General features: G+C 45.5%; 11 protein-coding genes. All 11 read right to left on the bottom strand.

Annotated elements, in window-relative coordinates:
- Positions 1 to 177: 177 nt before the first annotated feature.
- The 11 genes from FJM67_RS15720 to FJM67_RS15670 all read right to left on the bottom strand — a co-directional run bounded on the left by FJM67_RS15720 (position 178) and on the right by FJM67_RS15670 (position 16214).
- On the bottom strand, positions 178 to 1068 hold the full coding sequence (locus FJM67_RS15720) for a copper resistance D family protein (protein ID WP_140591310.1): 891 nt from the start codon (positions 1066 to 1068) through the stop codon (positions 178 to 180).
- Positions 1069 to 1083: 15 nt separating this feature from the next.
- Positions 1084 to 1431, bottom strand: a complete 348-nt coding sequence (locus tag FJM67_RS15715) for a copper resistance CopC family protein (protein ID WP_140591307.1) — start codon at positions 1429 to 1431, stop codon at positions 1084 to 1086.
- Between the two features lie 64 nt (positions 1432 to 1495).
- Positions 1496 to 4645, bottom strand: coding sequence for an efflux RND transporter permease subunit (locus tag FJM67_RS15710; RefSeq protein ID WP_140591304.1), 3150 nt, complete (start codon positions 4643 to 4645; stop codon positions 1496 to 1498).
- Between the two features lie 9 nt (positions 4646 to 4654).
- The gene (locus FJM67_RS15705; protein ID WP_140591300.1) at positions 4655 to 6196 is read right to left on the bottom strand and encodes an efflux RND transporter periplasmic adaptor subunit; all 1542 of its coding nucleotides are present in this window, start codon (positions 6194 to 6196) and stop codon (positions 4655 to 4657) included.
- Complete coding sequence (locus FJM67_RS15700) at positions 6193 to 7527, bottom strand: TolC family protein (RefSeq protein ID WP_140591297.1); 1335 nt, start codon at positions 7525 to 7527, stop codon at positions 6193 to 6195. The genes FJM67_RS15705 and FJM67_RS15700 overlap by 4 nt, the downstream gene beginning before the upstream one ends.
- 68 nt (positions 7528 to 7595) lie before the next feature.
- The gene (locus FJM67_RS15695; RefSeq protein ID WP_140591294.1) at positions 7596 to 7991 is read right to left on the bottom strand and encodes a hypothetical protein; all 396 of its coding nucleotides are present in this window, start codon (positions 7989 to 7991) and stop codon (positions 7596 to 7598) included.
- A gap of 719 nt (positions 7992 to 8710) precedes the next feature.
- Positions 8711 to 9313 carry a type I-F CRISPR-associated endoribonuclease Cas6/Csy4 gene (cas6f, locus tag FJM67_RS15690; protein ID WP_140591291.1) on the bottom strand — a complete coding sequence of 201 codons (603 nt, stop codon included), beginning with the start codon at positions 9311 to 9313 and terminating at the stop codon, positions 8711 to 8713.
- Positions 9310 to 10338 (bottom strand): type I-F CRISPR-associated protein Csy3, encoded by a 1029-nt coding sequence (csy3, locus tag FJM67_RS15685; protein ID WP_140591289.1) that lies wholly within the window; start codon positions 10336 to 10338, stop codon positions 9310 to 9312. The genes cas6f and csy3 overlap by 4 nt, the downstream gene beginning before the upstream one ends.
- On the bottom strand, positions 10310 to 12358 hold the full coding sequence (locus FJM67_RS15680; protein WP_181161527.1) for a type I-F CRISPR-associated protein Csy2: 2049 nt from the start codon (positions 12356 to 12358) through the stop codon (positions 10310 to 10312). Before FJM67_RS15680 ends, csy3 begins: the two co-directional genes overlap by 29 nt.
- Before the next feature lie 13 nt (positions 12359 to 12371).
- Positions 12372 to 13523 carry a TniQ family protein gene (locus tag FJM67_RS15675; RefSeq protein WP_140591283.1) on the bottom strand — a complete coding sequence of 384 codons (1152 nt, stop codon included), beginning with the start codon at positions 13521 to 13523 and terminating at the stop codon, positions 12372 to 12374.
- A gap of 63 nt (positions 13524 to 13586) precedes the next feature.
- Positions 13587 to 16214, bottom strand: a complete 2628-nt coding sequence (locus FJM67_RS15670; protein ID WP_219846016.1) for a type I restriction endonuclease subunit R — start codon at positions 16212 to 16214, stop codon at positions 13587 to 13589.
- Positions 16215 to 16321 lie beyond the last annotated feature (107 nt).

Genomic DNA, 16321 nt, shown 5'->3' with positions numbered 1-16321 from the left:
ATAGCGGGATGAGATTGATACAATCCTTATTGCCGAGAAGGCTAGAAAATGAAATGGCGCTTTAGTCTAAAATCGCCATTATTCAGGGACGACAATTTAATTACGAGTAGTTGTATCACTACTCATTCCGTAAATCACTTAAATCTGCGTATTTCGGCTGTCAAGAATACCGATCACCTAATGCAAAGCAACAAACGTTGAGAGATAGGCTGTTAATCCAAGCACTGCTGACATAAATAAAATTTCAATTAGAAGGGATCGACGCATGCTGGGTAAAGAGTCTAATTGAGACAAGCGAGGGACTAGATACCACTTATGAAACAAGGCCAATGCCAGCAGCAGGCTGACGAGTACTATTTTAGAAATAAGCAGTTGCCCATATTTTAAAGACCACCAACTCTCCATACCCAAATAGATCAGCCCCATTACAACACCGCAGATGAGCAATAAAACCACAGGAACAGCTGCTAACTGGCCAAAGTATTCCAGAGTTTTCTTGATCGCTATTAAATCATTGGAACGAGTCACCCACCACAAAGGAACAACACTTCCAATCCACCAAGCAGCCGCTGCCACATGACACCATAGGGCAAGGCTTATGTACCAAGACTGAGCCACTGAATGCCCAACTTTGCTATAACTGATGATTAATAAAATAATGCCAAGCACACTGAATATGGATCGAACATTTAATAGATAGAACCAATATGATTCAGTATTACTGATTCGAGGAAAACTCTGCCCAATGAGTACTAACAAGTAACCAGATACGCAGTACTTTAGGTAAGATCCAATGGGTGTTTCGAGAAGAAATACCGCCATCTCCCTATCGTAAGAGCGCCACCAACTGGCTTCTAATAGGCCCCCCATTTGGGACCAGAAATATACAAAACTTAGTATGACTCCGAGCGCTGCGCTAATGGTAACGTAGCATTTCAGCTTAGGGGCCAAAGCTGGCACATATTGACGAATGAGAAACAAAGATCCAGTACCGCCCACGACACCTGACAAGGCTAAATAGAGCCCCCAGCGTGTCATAAATTGAACCGTTTCCCATTGCGACAACATGTGCCCTTCCTTAGATTAATGCTGCATAAAGCCGTAAGAGCCATCCATCATATGGCCATCTTCACCCATTGCTTTCCAATGGACGGTGTAAGTGTTTGGCGCAAGTTTTGGCAGTTTCACCATAATGTGTTCCGTGGCTGGCGCTGAACGATCTATGGATAAAGGAAGCGGTGCGCCGCCATCAGGAACGACCTTTAAGCTGACCAATTTCACGGGCGCTTTAAAATGCATTTCCACTCGCTCAGCTTGACTCATCATCATGGCACCGTCTTCTGGATACATCATGCTCATCATGCCGTGAGAGAAGGCATTAGCAGAAGCAACCAGCGCCAAGGAACTCACTAAATACGTTAGTTTTCTCATATTTCACCTCATTAATTAAATGGAAGGCGCCCTTCATGTTAAATGACGAGCACCTAGGTTCAGCTTATTTAGCTAAATCTGTGGTACTCGCCTGTTTCGTTAAGGTTGCTCTCTTCCAAATGTAGTAAACAACCGGCAAAACCAATAATGTTAGAACAACGGCGCTGATCATGCCGCCGACCATGGGCGCAGCGATACGGCTCATGACCTCAGAACCTGCCCCTGTGCCATATGAGATAGGAAGCAAGCCTACGATCACCGCCGCAGCGGTCATCATCACAGGTCGCACACGCATTCCCGCACCGTGCAGTACCGCATGTCGAAGTGTTTCTTCCCGAGGCTCAACCCCTTTCTCGGCACAGGTTTTCTGAGTATCCCGCCAAGATTGGTTTAAATACACCAACATGATCACGCCAATTTCCACCGCAACCCCAGCGAGGGCTATAAATCCGACTCCTACGGCCACGGAGAAATTAAAGCCATGGAGATACATTAACCAGACACTACCCACCATCGCTAAAGGCAAAGTACCCATGATAATGGCGACTTCAGCGATGTTCTTGAAGTTCAGGTACAGCAACACAATGATGATTAGCAGAGTTAAAGGCACCACATAAGTCAGCTTTTCCTTAGCTCGCTCCATGTACTCATACTGACCTGACCAGTTAATGGAGTACCCAGTGGGTATATCCACCTCTTGTGCAACGACTGCCTTCGCATTTTCAACATAACGGCCGATGTCCATGCCTTCAATGTCAACAAACGTCCAGCCATTTAGACGAGCATTCTCACTCTTTAACCCCGGAGGTCCATCTTCCACGTAAACATTGGCGATATCACCTAAAGCAATACTCTGACCTGTCGGTGTTACAATGGGCAAAAGAGAAAGCTGCTCAGGGGAATCACGATAGTCTTGCGGGTATCGAATATTGATTGGATAGCGCTCTAGTCCTTCCACAGACGTGGAGACATTAACACCCCCTACCACTGACGCAATCAGCTCTTGAACGTCGCGAATGTTTAAACCATACCGAGCTGCTTTTTGACGTTGTATGTCGACTTTAATATATCGGCCACCTGCAACCCTCTCAGAGTAAACGGATGCTGTTCCAGGCACAGCTCCCAGCACTTTCTCCAAACGCTGCCCAATGCTCTGAATGACGTTCAAATCCGGCCCAGCAATCTTGATCCCTACAGGAGTTTTAATGCCCGTTGCCAGCATATCAATGCGGGTTTTAATGGGCATGACCCAAGCATTTGTAATCCCAGGGATCTGCACTAATCCATCCAACTCTTGCTTTAGCTTGTCCGTGGTCATACCAGGGCGCCACTCAGAGTGATCTTTAAGCTGAATGAAGGTCTCAATCATGGTCAATGGTGCGGGGTCTGTAGCGGTTTCCGCTCGCCCTACCTTGCCAAATACTGATTCCACTTCTGGCACTGTCGCAATTAGCTTATTAGTTTGTTGGAGAACTCGGCGTGCCTCACCAATAGAGATACCTGGATACGCAGTTGGCATGTACATGAGGTCCCCTTCATCGAGATTAGGGATGAATTCACTGCCCAACTTATCCAGAGGCCATACGCCAATGGCCAGTACTGCCAAGGCAAGCATCAAGGTGGTTTTAGGGAATTTTAAAACCACTTTTAACAGGGGCATATAGCCAGCAATCAGCAGTCGGTTTACTGGATTTTTATGTTCCGGTAACACCTTACCTCTTACAAAGTACCCCATTAGCACAGGAACTAATGTGATAGCCAAGGCGGCAGACGCTGCCATAGCATAGGTCTTGGTGTAGGCCAACGGGCCAAACATTCGACCTTCTTGGGACTCTAAGGTGAATACTGGCACAAAGCTCACAGTGATAATTAGCAAGCTAAAAAATAAGGCCGGCCCTACTTCAGACGCTGAACGTGCTACCACTTGCCATCTGTTGTCACGAGTGAGTGGCTCCCGCTCCATATGTTTGTGGAGGTTTTCGATCATCACGATGGCCCCATCAATCATGGCACCAATGGCAATCGCGATCCCTCCAAGTGACATGATGTTCGCGTTAATCCCCTGCCAATGCATCACGATGAAGGCTGTGAGAATTCCCACTGGTAAACTCACAATCGCCACCAGAGACGAGCGTACATGGAAAAGAAAGACTATGCAGACTAGAGCCACGACCACAAACTCTTCCAAAAGCTTAGTCCATAGATTGTTAACAGCACGGTCTATGAGACCTGAGCGATCATAGACGGTGACTACTTCAACGCCCTCAGGAAGTCCTTTCTTAAGCTCTTCCAGCTTGGCTTTTACTCCATCAATGGTTCGTTGCGCATTTTCCCCAAAGCGCATCACAACTACACCACCGACAGCCTCGCCTTCACCATTAAGCTCTGCGACACCACGACGCATCTGAGGCCCAATCCCGATGTCAGCCACATCCTTTAATGTGATGGGAATGCCTTTGTCATTAATACCAAGAGGAATGCTTTCTATGTCTTCGATACTCTGAATATAGCCAGTCGTGCGAACCATGTATTCCGCTTCAGCCATTTCAATTACAGACGCACCGACTTCTTGGTTGCCTCGGCGAATGGCATTCTGAATATGGGTTAAAGGCATATTAAGTGCCCGAAGCTTATCTGGGTTCACCCGGACTTGATATTGCTTCACCATACCGCCAATAGGCGCCACTTCTGACACGCCGGGTACCGTTTGTAATTCGTACTTCAGGAACCAGTCTTGTAAAGAACGTAATTGACTCAAGTCCTGTTGCCCAGTGCGATCCACTAAGGCATACAGATACACCCAACCCACACCAGTGGCATCAGGACCAAGTTGCGCTTTGGCATTATCTGGTAGCGACGGCGCAACCTGACTCAAGTACTCCAGTACTCGACTACGAGCCCAATACATATCGGTATCTTCATTGAAAATAACGTATACGTAGGAGTCACCGAAAAAAGAGTAGCCCCTTACCGTTTCAGCGCCTGGCACAGACAACATCGCCGTTGTAAGAGGATAAGTCACTTGATCTTCCACGACTTGCGGCGCCTGACCTGGATAGCTCGTCTTGATAATCACCTGCACATCGGACAAATCAGGAATGGCATCTACTGGTGTTTCCTTTAACGAAAAAAGCCCAACCGCCACCAACATAGCGCTGGCCAACAGCACCATAAATCGGTTGTGTATGGACCATCGAATAATTGCTTCAATCATAATGGCTCCTTACTGGGCATCTGCGTCATAGAAATCTGTCAAAGAGAAGCGTGTAGAGCTTTCTTTAGTAATTTCTAGCTGAATGTTTTTGCCCACAGGAAGCTCTGACAGTTCCACCCACTCGGCCACTTTGAAGTCCATGGTCATCTCAGGCCACTTCCAATCAGGAATCGCACTATGATCTACATTTACCTTTCGAGCGGCCTTATCAATGCTGTTGATTTTGCCTGCCACCCACACATTTTTAGGGGGCTCTGTTGAGCTGGTATCTGCCATATTAGCCATCGAATCATGAGCGGAATGGTCCATGTCAGAAGAGCTTTCTTTCACTGGTGACATACGCATAAAATCAGACGACTTGCTGGACTCAGAATCCAATAAGAACTGTGCTGAGGTGACGATCTGATCCCCTTGTTGAAGGCCAGACAAGATTTCCACGTCATCATCCCCATAGCGGCCAGCCGTCACAGCAATAGATTTGAACCTACCTTCGCCCAAGGCCAGAACCACACGATCCTGCTTGGCACCGCGAATCAATGCTTCTTTGGGGATTAACAAAGTCGATTTAGATTCCTTAGCATCGATACTTAAGTGCGCATACATATTGGGTTTAAGTCGTAAATCTTTGTTATCTAGTCGAACACGAACCCGCACTGTGCGTGTTTTTTCATCGATGTTTGGGTAAATAAAGCTAATTTGGCTTTGGAGTGTCTCCCCCGGTAAAAAGTCTGTCCGCGCTTCTATACTTTGCCCAACCTTAATCAAATGTGCTTGACGCTCAAATACCTCAGCTTCTAACCAAAGCTCATCAAGGTCGGCGATAGACATAAGGGTCAAACCAGGCGTAATGTAAAATCCATCCCTTATGCCTAAATTGTCGATAACACCATTTTGGGGAGCAAAAAATCGAATCGTTTGAGAAACTTTTCGCTGACGCTTCAACTGCGTAATAAAAGAGTTAGGCACTTGAAGCGAACTCAATCTTTCTTCTGCTGCTTTTATCAAGCGCTGATCATTTCGACTCAAGGCAAAAAGCAACTCTTCTTGAGCGTTGACCAATTCTGGAGAATACAAATCATAAAGAGGGTCCCCTTTCTTGACTGGATCCCCGTTGGCAGTCACAAAGACCTTTTCAACCCAACCATTTACTCTAGCGTGCATGTGCACTAATCGATCAGCGTTATAAACAAAATAGCCAACCGTATTGACGGTCTGCCCTAACACGCCATTTTTAACATCCACTGTGCGCACACCTAAGTTATTGACGACCTCAGGTGAAATAGCGACTGTACCGGGCGAATTTTGCCCTGCATCGTCACCATAGAATGGGATCAAATCCATTCCCATTGGTGATTTCCCAGGCTTGTCTCGGCGATAATTCGGGTCCATTGGCGCAACCCAATACAGAGGCTCAGGCTCACTGTTAGCTGTTACATCCATGTCTGAAGACCCTACTATGGAATTCATCTTGGTAATTGGCAGAAAGTTCAAAGCACCATACGTCACGGCACCGCCTACCACCATGGCTAATAGGTATCCACTAATACTCATTGTCGAGCTCCTTCTGCACTTTGTGTCGTTAGATATTCAAATTCTGCTCGTCGCTTTGCTTGCTCTGATTGCAGTTGAATCAATTCAATCTGGGCGTTCATCTGAGCAATCTGCGCCATAATGACATCTCGATATCCGCTTTCATTTGAGCGATAGGCATTCAGCGCCACGTCAGTACTTTTTTGAAATCCAGGAATTAAGGTATTGGTGTACAGGGCGATACGCTGCCCCAAAAGAGCGAGATCTGCCTGTACTGAAAGAACTTGAGATTTCAGCTCATTGAGCTTCAACTCACGGTCGTACAAAATTGCGGAGCTGTTTGAACTGGCAGCTTTGACGTTAGCATCTAACCTCTGACTAGAAAAAATAGGTAACGAGACACTCACACCGACAGAAGCCAGATCTGCACGCTCCCGGCCATTTGCGTCTTCTGCACGATAGCTGTAAGAAACGTTAACGCCCCACTGAGGTTTGTATTGTTGCTGAGCGATCTTACGATCAAAATCAGAAACTTGATGCTGCAAGTCCAAAATCCGCACCATCGGATGATTTGTCAGAAGATTGAGATCATAATCTGAATCATCAAAAGCTCCGCCACTCTGATCTAGTTCCACAAACTCGTAGTGCTTGATCGATGCCATTTGCGGCAAATATTGTGTTAATCGTGCTTTGGTTTGGTTTAACGCTTGCTGTACTTGGAAACTGCGTTCGCCAATCTTTGCGATCTCAAGTTCACTGTTGACCAAGGCCTGTTGGCCCACTTTGTTGTAGGCAGAGCTGTAATTTCCAGCAATGGACTCATTCAGGTTCAGTAATAACCCTTCATTAATTTTAAGCACTTTAAGGGTGGCATCGTAACGATACATATCGGCCCAGACGTCAGAGATCATCTGGCGGATTTGGGCTTTTCGGTTAAGCCTTGCAAAAGCTGACTGGTCCGCTTTCACATTAAATTGCGAACCACTTAATGACAAAGTGCTGCCCGCAGGGAACTGCTGTGAAAGACCCACAACTACTTGAGTCATGGCCTCTTGATTTATATCGAAACTGTCAACTGGCAAATTTGCCATGCCTATGGATAGCTTGGGATCAGGCAACGCTTGTGCGGACTGCGAACGTGCTCGCATGGATTGTTCTTGATCTACACTGGATTGCAACCAAGGGTCTTGCTGGATCGCAATGTCTATTGCTTGATGTAGAGTAAGGGTATCTGCTTGCGCAAATGCTGCACCGAAACCCAATACACATGAAATGGCAAGGTTCTTTGGTTTACTGAACCAAAGACTTGCTGTACCACGCTCTTTGCGCAGTACAAAAATACGGTAAGTCATAAATTGGAGCTCTTTTAAATACGCGTTATCAACGACCTTGCATCACAAGCAAGGCAGTAAATCGATATTTACAGAGCACCTATCGGAGGCATGTAGGGGGAAGGCAGAAGTGCCGAAGTATAAAATTGAGAGTCCGCTTTAACGGGCTCTGACGTATCTATTAAGGAATGATAGACACTGTCGGACACTGGAAAAGAAAAACCACCGCAATGTAAATCACTGCATTGTGAATGGTCGTAATCTGAAGTATCCATATCCATGGCCGCACCACAATGATCACTGCCCAAGGATACTTGGCACATAGCCCCGTGGCTAGAATGATCATGCTGAAGCATTTGCTCTGGTGCAGACATATCCCAATACATCGCAGCAGCACTAACAGAATTGAAAGAAGACAAAAGCACAGCAAATAGCACAAAGGCTATTGCAGCGATTTCTTTAGTCTTAAGTTTCAATTCAATCATCGTGATCCACTTAGCAGGTATCAGGTTGGCGTCAGTATATACGAAGAAACATGGTAAATGCAATTGTTGAACACTTCAGTCGGACACTGTGGAACTAGCATAACGATGAAGAATCTTTAGGTTGGACAACAGGTGTGTGACGAATCTGCTTCTCAGAAACAGGCATCAAATTCCAAAGCACTCTCGCACATCACCGTCGCGCGATTCTTTCTACTGACAAACTTGTAGATATTTTTGTTTGGACTGGGCTTGCGGAGGTTGCGATTGTACATAACCGACACCTGTAAGTTAATAACAACTTAAAAGTAGGTTATGACAACTAATACTGCAAATTTGACAACTTATGGCTCAAATTTGTCACTTTATGCTTCAATTTACAATAGCTATTGCCCATCCGTGGGCTGATACTACCTTTCCGGTAGGTTTATTTTCATCGTTGTGGTTTTTTACTTCCAGTCCTAATTACAGCTGCCTATGCGGCAGGTCACAACGCATTCCAACACCTCGTTGCACGCTACGATTTACCAGCTGCCTATGCGGCAGGTCACACGGTGGCGCAACGGCGCTAGACACGTTTACCTTTAACAGCTGCCTATGCGGCAGGTCACTATCGAGAAAAATCCTTAACTCCGTAGCAGCTTTAAATTTAGACCAAAATTTTAGTCATAACCAATTTTTTTAGAGCTTGTATAAGCAATTGTTTTTATTGTTGAAAATGTCTACGTCACACTACTAGGTATCAACGCTTGGTGACTCTCGTTAGTCGAGAGGCCATAGGAGCAGACTTCAAAAGACGCTACAGTATTCGCTTGTTGAACTTCGTAGCGCTGCACTCTCAACAGGTAGCTCATTTCACTTTCGGAACTTTCCATAGGGATACTGTGAAAGAAGTCCACATCCTTCGACCGGGGTGCAATGGGATCGAACACTTCTCCTCGTGCTAGCGCTCTTTTTTTCGCTCTTCTGAGTCGTCTTGCTTTGGCAGCAGGTGTCATTTTGTCGATAGATTGATTACGCACAAATTTCACATAACTATCCGACACCGGCAGGTCTACAACAGTACCTGTCTCGAAGAGTCCATTCTCGATCATCATTCGGAAGTAAGGTTGCTCCAACAACATTTCAAGGAATTTGTAGTCCGGTGAGACAAAAACCAGTTGGTTACCAATCGTATTTTCGCTCCATCGGGGAAAAGCTACAGCGATGTTGAATTGTCCGTTACGGCTCATAAAAGCATGAAGCACTTTGATACAACGGCCTGCCAGCAGAGCATGGTCACATTTTTCGGGAAGATAAGTGATTTTAACGCTGAAAAGCTTCAACTTTTACCCCCTTGGAACATACCACCCTTAACCAAGACAGAGGCAACAAAATGCGCATCTGGCTCAATATCATCAACTGACTTCACTTTATTTAGCTTGTCTGTGTAGCCCCGTAGGTTTTGCAAACACTGATAAAAGTCTCTTTCTGTACTAGGGTGTCTTCTGGCAATCAAGTTCTCATGGTCTGCGGCGTATTCATTGACCCTAAGTGGAAAGTCACAACTTTCGTCCCACCAATCATCGATCATCTGTATTGCTGCACCCACTTTGTCTGCGTTATAGCAAGCGGCCATAACGCCATCTATATCGGTCGTTAGCAATACCTTGCTCGCGCTTTGCTTATCATCATGATCTACAAAACACTGACTAGGGAACACTTCAGAGCAAAATGGCATTTTGACTTCTGCCCAAACATCGCAGTGCCAAACATAGCGTGGTTTCGTAAGAGCAACGGCTAATTCTTCAGAGAGTAGAGCTAACAATTCACTTGATTCATCTGGCCAAACTGAATCCCAAAAGAGCATATGAGCGTTTTTAAATTTATACTCGTTCCCTTGACTTGTTCTCACTAGTACGTCAAAGGTATTCCCTTCTTTGTTTCGCCAAAGCCATGTACCCATAGCAATATTTTTCGAGTAGCGGATTGCTAACTCTTTGAAACCATCTTTAGCGATATAGCTGTTCAGGAATTGCGAAACTGTATCTTTGAACGCTATTTCAGAGCATCTATCTGGAAATAAGCTATTAGCTGATACTCTCAGGGAAAACCGACAAACTAGGCTGTCAGCCGTAGGTGGCAGATAACATGTATCAATCGTGTGGGGGTTGCCGGTTGCCAAACTATGGATCGTTGCCGACTCCTTAATTCCCTTTGCTGTGTACGCCTCACTAAAACCGCTTTTACTACCTCTGATCTTTATACGCTCCACCGGCAAGGGATAAAGATCTTCATCACGGCGATAATAGAAAATAGCCTTACTGGGGTTTATTGAGCGTTTATAGCTCAGCTGATTGGGAAGCTGCATGAGTTTCTCCACAAACTGGACTTACTCTCAAGGTAGTACAGTTTTGCGTTACTGGCACGTAACGCCAGAATAATTCCTGCTCAATCGATTTAGTTGGCTTGATTACTTTGTGGGTTTGTTTAAGGCAGCAAAGGTCAACAACTGGCTCACAGAAAGCATGGATGCCAGATACGACAGAGCGCGGCTTTACTTTCTCTAGGAGCTTGTAACCGACCAAACACAGTGATAGTTCATTCTTACCATTCAGTTTTTCTAAATGCTTACGAAGCTCAAGACCATCCTCTCCTTCTGGGGTAATCCAGTTACCGAAAAACAGATTTCTGATCAAATACCGTTTAAGATCCGCACTGCCGTATGCAATCGCCGCCCATTCAGTATTCTCATATAGATAAGGCGGGTGAACTGATCCACCCCATAGTCGCTCTGGTACTGCTGCCTTAATCTGCTCAACGTCTAGCACGGCATTATCAGTTAAACAATGTAACTTGACGATAATGGAGAATTTCCCATCAAACTTAAATTCTGGCGTGATACCACTTCGCTTGATACGCATTTCTTTATCGGGAATGCTTGGTGCTGGCAGGTTGTTCGAAGCGTGGTAACTGTATTCACCACAATGTAACGCAAAGCTATCGACTGATATATCGGCGTATATCTCTCTTAACTGACATTCGAACCGATGCAAAAAGCCATATAACCCTATTATCGAGGGCATACCTACAACGTAAGGATTGTTTAGGCCATTCGCCTCATTGATTCTTAGGCTTTTGAGAATAATAAATGTGGTATTGTTGGATTCTGATTGAGTCTCTGCCAACAATAACCGCCTGAGCAAACTGGCCAAGCGTTTTTGCGTCACTCCTACAAGCCGTTGATGATAACTAAATTTGCGGGAGTATTTACCGAGCTCTAACACCCCATGAAGTTTTCGGTTTAAGTACCGGGAAAACTCCTCGATATCAACGCTAGATGACTCTACAAATTCTTGCTCTTCTGCGCCCAAGCCATCTATTCTGCCATCCACATTAGATGACAACTTTACTTGAACTAATGGAGCAACCCACTCAGCCAAAATACCATCAAGGGTATTTAGGGCATTCAGTCTCGCCCTTCTTTTCAACCGTAGAGATGAATATGTCCTAACATCTACGATCCTTCGGTACAGATTAATTGCTGGTATCGCGGTCAGTACATATGGATTAAGGTAGTTTTTAAGACTAAGGCTACCCAAGCTGCTTCGTTGCACATTTTGATTGCCCAATGGTGATAGCCTAATTAAACGAACATGACCGCCCAAAGAGCCACACAAGACGCCTAGAGCACTAGGGTGAGGAAAACTAAGCGAATGCATTGGTAGCCCAGTGACATGCTGTATAGCAAGTTGAGTCTCATGGGACGCAACAGGTGTCACGGTTAAGTATTGATCCTTGTATGGAAATTGCAGTTCTGGCGAATAGGAATCCACCACGTCTGGGAAATGGCTTTCCTGAAATAGATCTTCTAAATCACGCTTGATCTGATACCAGAATACTTTTGTAATCCCCAGCTTGTAAGCAGCCTTACGCCACGCTACGAAATCCCCAAGCCAGACAGAAATGAGTGAGTGCTCTAGCCCTTGCCAAATGAAGGTGCTGGTCAATAGCCTGCCAAAACGGTAATCGCCGCTATTGCCTGACCAGCCAAATTTTGGGAGTACTCCGATTTCGGGTAACGCTCGGATATGATGTTTAAGATTGACACGGGAATCAGGCCATTTCAGGTTATGGGTATGTAATTGAGAAGCAACTTTGCTGAACTTACCCCAAAATTCGTCTGATTTTAAAACATGTTTTGCATGCCGAAGATCTTCCAATTCAACCGCGTCTTTACTCACCAAATTGACCAAGATTGTCAGACAAGCAAGTTCGCTGCCGGTCACATCAACATGCTCCGAATACAGCTCGAACGGCTTCTTCAAAGCATCATAGCGCTCCTTGGCTTTTAACGCCTTTACTGCCTGTAATGTATCTTGCAAAGACATAGACCTTCCCTCTCTACCATGCCGACTGGCTGTAGCCATATCGAGAATAGGACAAAGCAATCGCGGCAACATCTCTCAATCGAAATACAGGATTAAATGATTCAATACGCCCCACGTTACGAATACGTTTTCCGACAACTAATATACCGCTCTCATACAATCGGAAAATATCATCAATGGTTGAGCCTGTAATGAGCGCTGCATCGCGCATAGAAACGAGACTATCGCCAAGATTTGCGATGGTTGAACGGGGCGTCTCTAGCGCCAGTTCGATGACCACGTTCGCAATATGCTGCTTGATAAAGTTCGGTAAGCTGCCGATCTGCGCTACATCACCTAAGAAGTTGTCGGTAAGGGAAGAAAAAGAGACTCGGTTAATCTTTTCCGTTGCCAGCAATATATTTTTGCTGGTGAGTATTTGAAGATGTTTGTCGATCAGACTCTTATAGTTACCAATAAAGTCTCCTAGCTCCAAATGGGAAAAGTACCGTTCCAAGAAAAGCAGCAATGCTAACTGCTCGGATATTGATAGGCTGCCTTGTTGATCAAAACTGATCCTGCGTCGCCAATCGTCAGCACCTTTTTCGCTATTAGTGGTTTCAAGCAGGTTAAAACCACATACGCAATGACTCGGGTCTTCGCTTATCATGTAGTTAAGCGGCGCATTGCACGCCGGGCAGTTGATCAGCAGTTTAACCTTATGCTTTTCACAGCAGGTTACCTTACTAATATGCCAATCAAACCGAACATAGTTAGATTCCCGAAGACACGCTATGCAAACAGGAACACTAGAGGCTCGCACAAAGGATTTAGGAATGGTGATTTGCTTGTAACGCACTTCAGCGAAGTGGCCAGCATCAATAGCGTTAGTATGCTTAAAACTGATATCTAATAGCGAAAATCTAGGAAGCCCAACAAGCTGTTCCAGTAACTGTAACGACTGTACCCGCTTCGCACTGCTTTGCTTAGCGTGGTAGACGTTTACCGCATCTAACGCTACCGGAAACGCACCGGCAATTGTCGGGTGATGTTCTTCGAGCCAAGACCTGATCTCAATGGAAAGATCAATGTAACGCTCGAAATGATTCGCCTTACAAAGTCTTAGTAACACACTCTCGACAGTTTCATCAGGGTAAAGATGAATTGAGTTAGGTAAGAAGCCCATCAGCACACCTATTTTCTAAGATATACTTAGAAAATAGGTGGTAACTGAAATAAGTCAAGAAACTCAGGGCGACGGTGGGTTTTGGTGTGTCGCCATCCCCTTCATCAATATGTCAAACATAAGCCCCGCGAAGCCCTTTGCGACCGCTTCGTTGGATAGCAGCTTCATTGCCATATCGTTATGTATGTCCATGCTTTCAATAATGGCGTTGTTGATTGACTCTGGGAATTGGCCGAGCATTGCTTGTTCTTTGGTGTTGCTGCGGAGTTGATCCATTACCAGTTCGTTTTCCGAGATCTTACCTGCAATGGTATTGGCATAATTGAGCATATCGTTCTCGGACAAACCATCTTCAATGAACAAATCGTTCATCCTTTGGATGATCTCGTTTAGTAATTCCGTCTTCGGATCTTTAGGAACCGCACCAGTGCCTTCTTTTGCCGCAGGAAGGTAAGGCTTGGGTTCTTCTCCAATTTTCACGCCTAATTGTAAATCCGCTTCTCGCTGCTCGTGCAACCGGTAATGGGTCATGACCACATCGGATAAATCAATTTCGTCTTCCACCACATCAAGGCGAAGCAGTGGGTGAAGGTGTTTGGCGAAGATGCTGAGTTTTTCTAGCTCATAGTCCTCGAAATTTACGATCTGAGACGTGAACTCATAGTAGCGATAGAAAGATATTAAATCCTTTTTGAACACTTCCAGAATATCTCGTGCTTCTTTGGCGTGTTTGACGGTGTTTTCTGAAAACTTAATCTTCTTATCGTTCTGCTCGATTTTTGCTTTTGACAGCTCAGCCTGTGCTGCCTGCAGCACCTGAGTCGCTTCTTTATAACGCACCGAGAAGCGATCAACCGCCGGTTTGCACACGTTGGCTAGTTTGGCTTGGTTCGCTTGTTTGTTGTTATATGCTTCAACGAATGCTTCGACCTCGTGCCATTGGTAAATCCCAACTTTATCGAGCTTTTTCATTAACTCATAGACAATGTTCGGGTCGGATACTCCAGCCAGTTCCGCCGTTTGGAAGTAGACTTTAAACTCAGCCAAGATCTCTTCTGGATCATTTACAAAATCGAGCACAAAGGTTTTGTCTTTGCCTTTGTAGGTACGGTTTAGCCTTGAAAGGGTCTGGATACACTCAACACCTTTAAGGGGTTTATCGACATACATCGCCACCAATTTCGGCTGGTCGAACCCCGTTTGGAACTTGTTGGCGACCAGCATCACCTGATAATCGGTGGTATCGAACGCTTTGCGCATATCACGACCGCGCAGATTAGGGTTCATGGTATTCTCGGTGAACGGATGGTCGGGGATGTCTGGATCATTGACTTCACCCGAGAATGCCACCATAGAGTTAACATCCGTGTAGCCCTTTTCTTGCACGTACTTTTCAAAGGCGATCTTGTATCGAACTGCTTCTAATCGGCTACTGGTAACAACCATGGCTTTTGCTTCACCACCCAGCAAATGCTTCACCTTCTCGTTAAAGTGTTCGATGATGGTTTCCACTTTCTGAGCGATGTTATACGGGTGCAAGCGAACCCATTTCGCCATTTTCGAAGCGGCTTTTTTACTATCCACCTCGTGATCCAAATCTGGGTTGTTGTGCGCTAACTGATAGGCCACTCGGTAACTCGTGTAGTTTTGCAAAACATCCAGAATAAAGCCTTCTTCAATAGCTTGACGCATTGAATAAACGTGGAATGGCTGTGGTTTGTTAGTGTCGCTTGCTGGCTCATCTAGGTTCGGTCTGCGGCCAAATAGCTGCAGTGTTTTCGCCTTGGGTGTAGCGGTAAAAGCAAAGTAGCTGAGTTTATTTGAACCTTTTCGAGCTTCCAGCGATAAACGCAGCATATCTTCGCTGTCTAACTCTTCATCGCCATCTAACTGCTCTGCCATCAGCACTTCACGCAGTTTGCGAGCGGTTGTCCCTGTCTGGCTGGAGTGCGCTTCGTCGGCTATGACAGCGTAGCTTCGACCAGACAGGGTTGAGTCTTTGCGGATTGCTTCTAATACGTGCGGGAAGGTTTGAATCGTGACGATAATAATTGACGTGCTTGCTCTTAATTCTCCGGCTAGCTGGCTAGACTTAGAACCCTGCGCTTCTTCACGGTTAACACGGGCAATCATACCTTCGTTATGGTCAAACTGATAAATCGTGTCCTGTAGCTGGCTATCAAGTACCGTTCGGTCAGTGATGACAATCACGGAATCGAATACCTTGTCCCCTGCCTTTTTATTCAGCTCTGGATGGTCGGTGTAGTAGTGTTTTGAAGCGAGTTGATGAGACAGCCACGCAATCGAGTTTGATTTGCCAGAGCCTGCACTGTGCTGGATAAGGTATTTATGCCCTGTGCCTTCACTGTCCACTGTTTTAAGCAACTTAGAAACCACCGCCCACTGGTGATAGCGAGGGAAGATCATGGTCTCTTTTTTTACAATTGTGCCGTCTAGGTTTTCAACGTCTTTTGTTTCGAGATGGATGTAGCGGCCAAGGATCAGTAGCAAATTATCCTTTTGGAAAATTTCATTCCAAAGATAAGCTGTCGCATAACCACCATCTTCAGGAATATCGTTCCCTTTACCGCCTTCGCTGGTGCCTTGGTCAAATGGTAGGAAGAAGGTCTTCTTTCCATCCAATCGTGTCGTCATCGCTACGTTGTACTGACTGACTGCAAAGTGAACCAATTGTAATCCCCCCAAAAAATGATTGGGGTTTTAAGTAGAGAGTTTTATGATCAATGTATCAGGAGCGATCTATGAAAAAGTCACGTTTTACCGAAAGCCAGATAATG

The organism is Maribrevibacterium harenarium, assembly GCF_006385675.1.
GTDB classification, from domain to species: domain Bacteria; phylum Pseudomonadota; class Gammaproteobacteria; order Pseudomonadales; family Marinomonadaceae; genus Marinomonas; species Marinomonas harenarium.
This window is presented reverse-complemented; position numbering and strand designations above follow the sequence as displayed.

Excerpts from the sequence above, each read along its gene's own strand:
- FJM67_RS15680 (WP_181161527.1), bottom strand. The coding sequence starts at position 12,358 with ATGTCTTTGCAAGATACATTACAGGCAGTAAAGGCGTTAAAAGCCAAG.
- FJM67_RS15695 (WP_140591294.1), bottom strand. The coding sequence starts at position 7,991 with ATGATTGAATTGAAACTTAAGACTAAAGAAATCGCTGCAATAGCCTTT.
- FJM67_RS15675 (WP_140591283.1), bottom strand. The coding sequence starts at position 13,523 with ATGGGCTTCTTACCTAACTCAATTCATCTTTACCCTGATGAAACTGTC.
- csy3 (WP_140591289.1), bottom strand. The coding sequence starts at position 10,338 with ATGCAGCTTCCCAATCAGCTGAGCTATAAACGCTCAATAAACCCCAGT.
- FJM67_RS15705 (WP_140591300.1), bottom strand. The coding sequence starts at position 6,196 with ATGAGTATTAGTGGATACCTATTAGCCATGGTGGTAGGCGGTGCCGTG.
- FJM67_RS15720 (WP_140591310.1), bottom strand. The coding sequence starts at position 1,068 with ATGTTGTCGCAATGGGAAACGGTTCAATTTATGACACGCTGGGGGCTC.
- FJM67_RS15710 (WP_140591304.1), bottom strand. The coding sequence starts at position 4,645 with ATGATTGAAGCAATTATTCGATGGTCCATACACAACCGATTTATGGTG.
- FJM67_RS15715 (WP_140591307.1), bottom strand. The coding sequence starts at position 1,431 with ATGAGAAAACTAACGTATTTAGTGAGTTCCTTGGCGCTGGTTGCTTCT.
- FJM67_RS15700 (WP_140591297.1), bottom strand. The coding sequence starts at position 7,527 with ATGACTTACCGTATTTTTGTACTGCGCAAAGAGCGTGGTACAGCAAGT.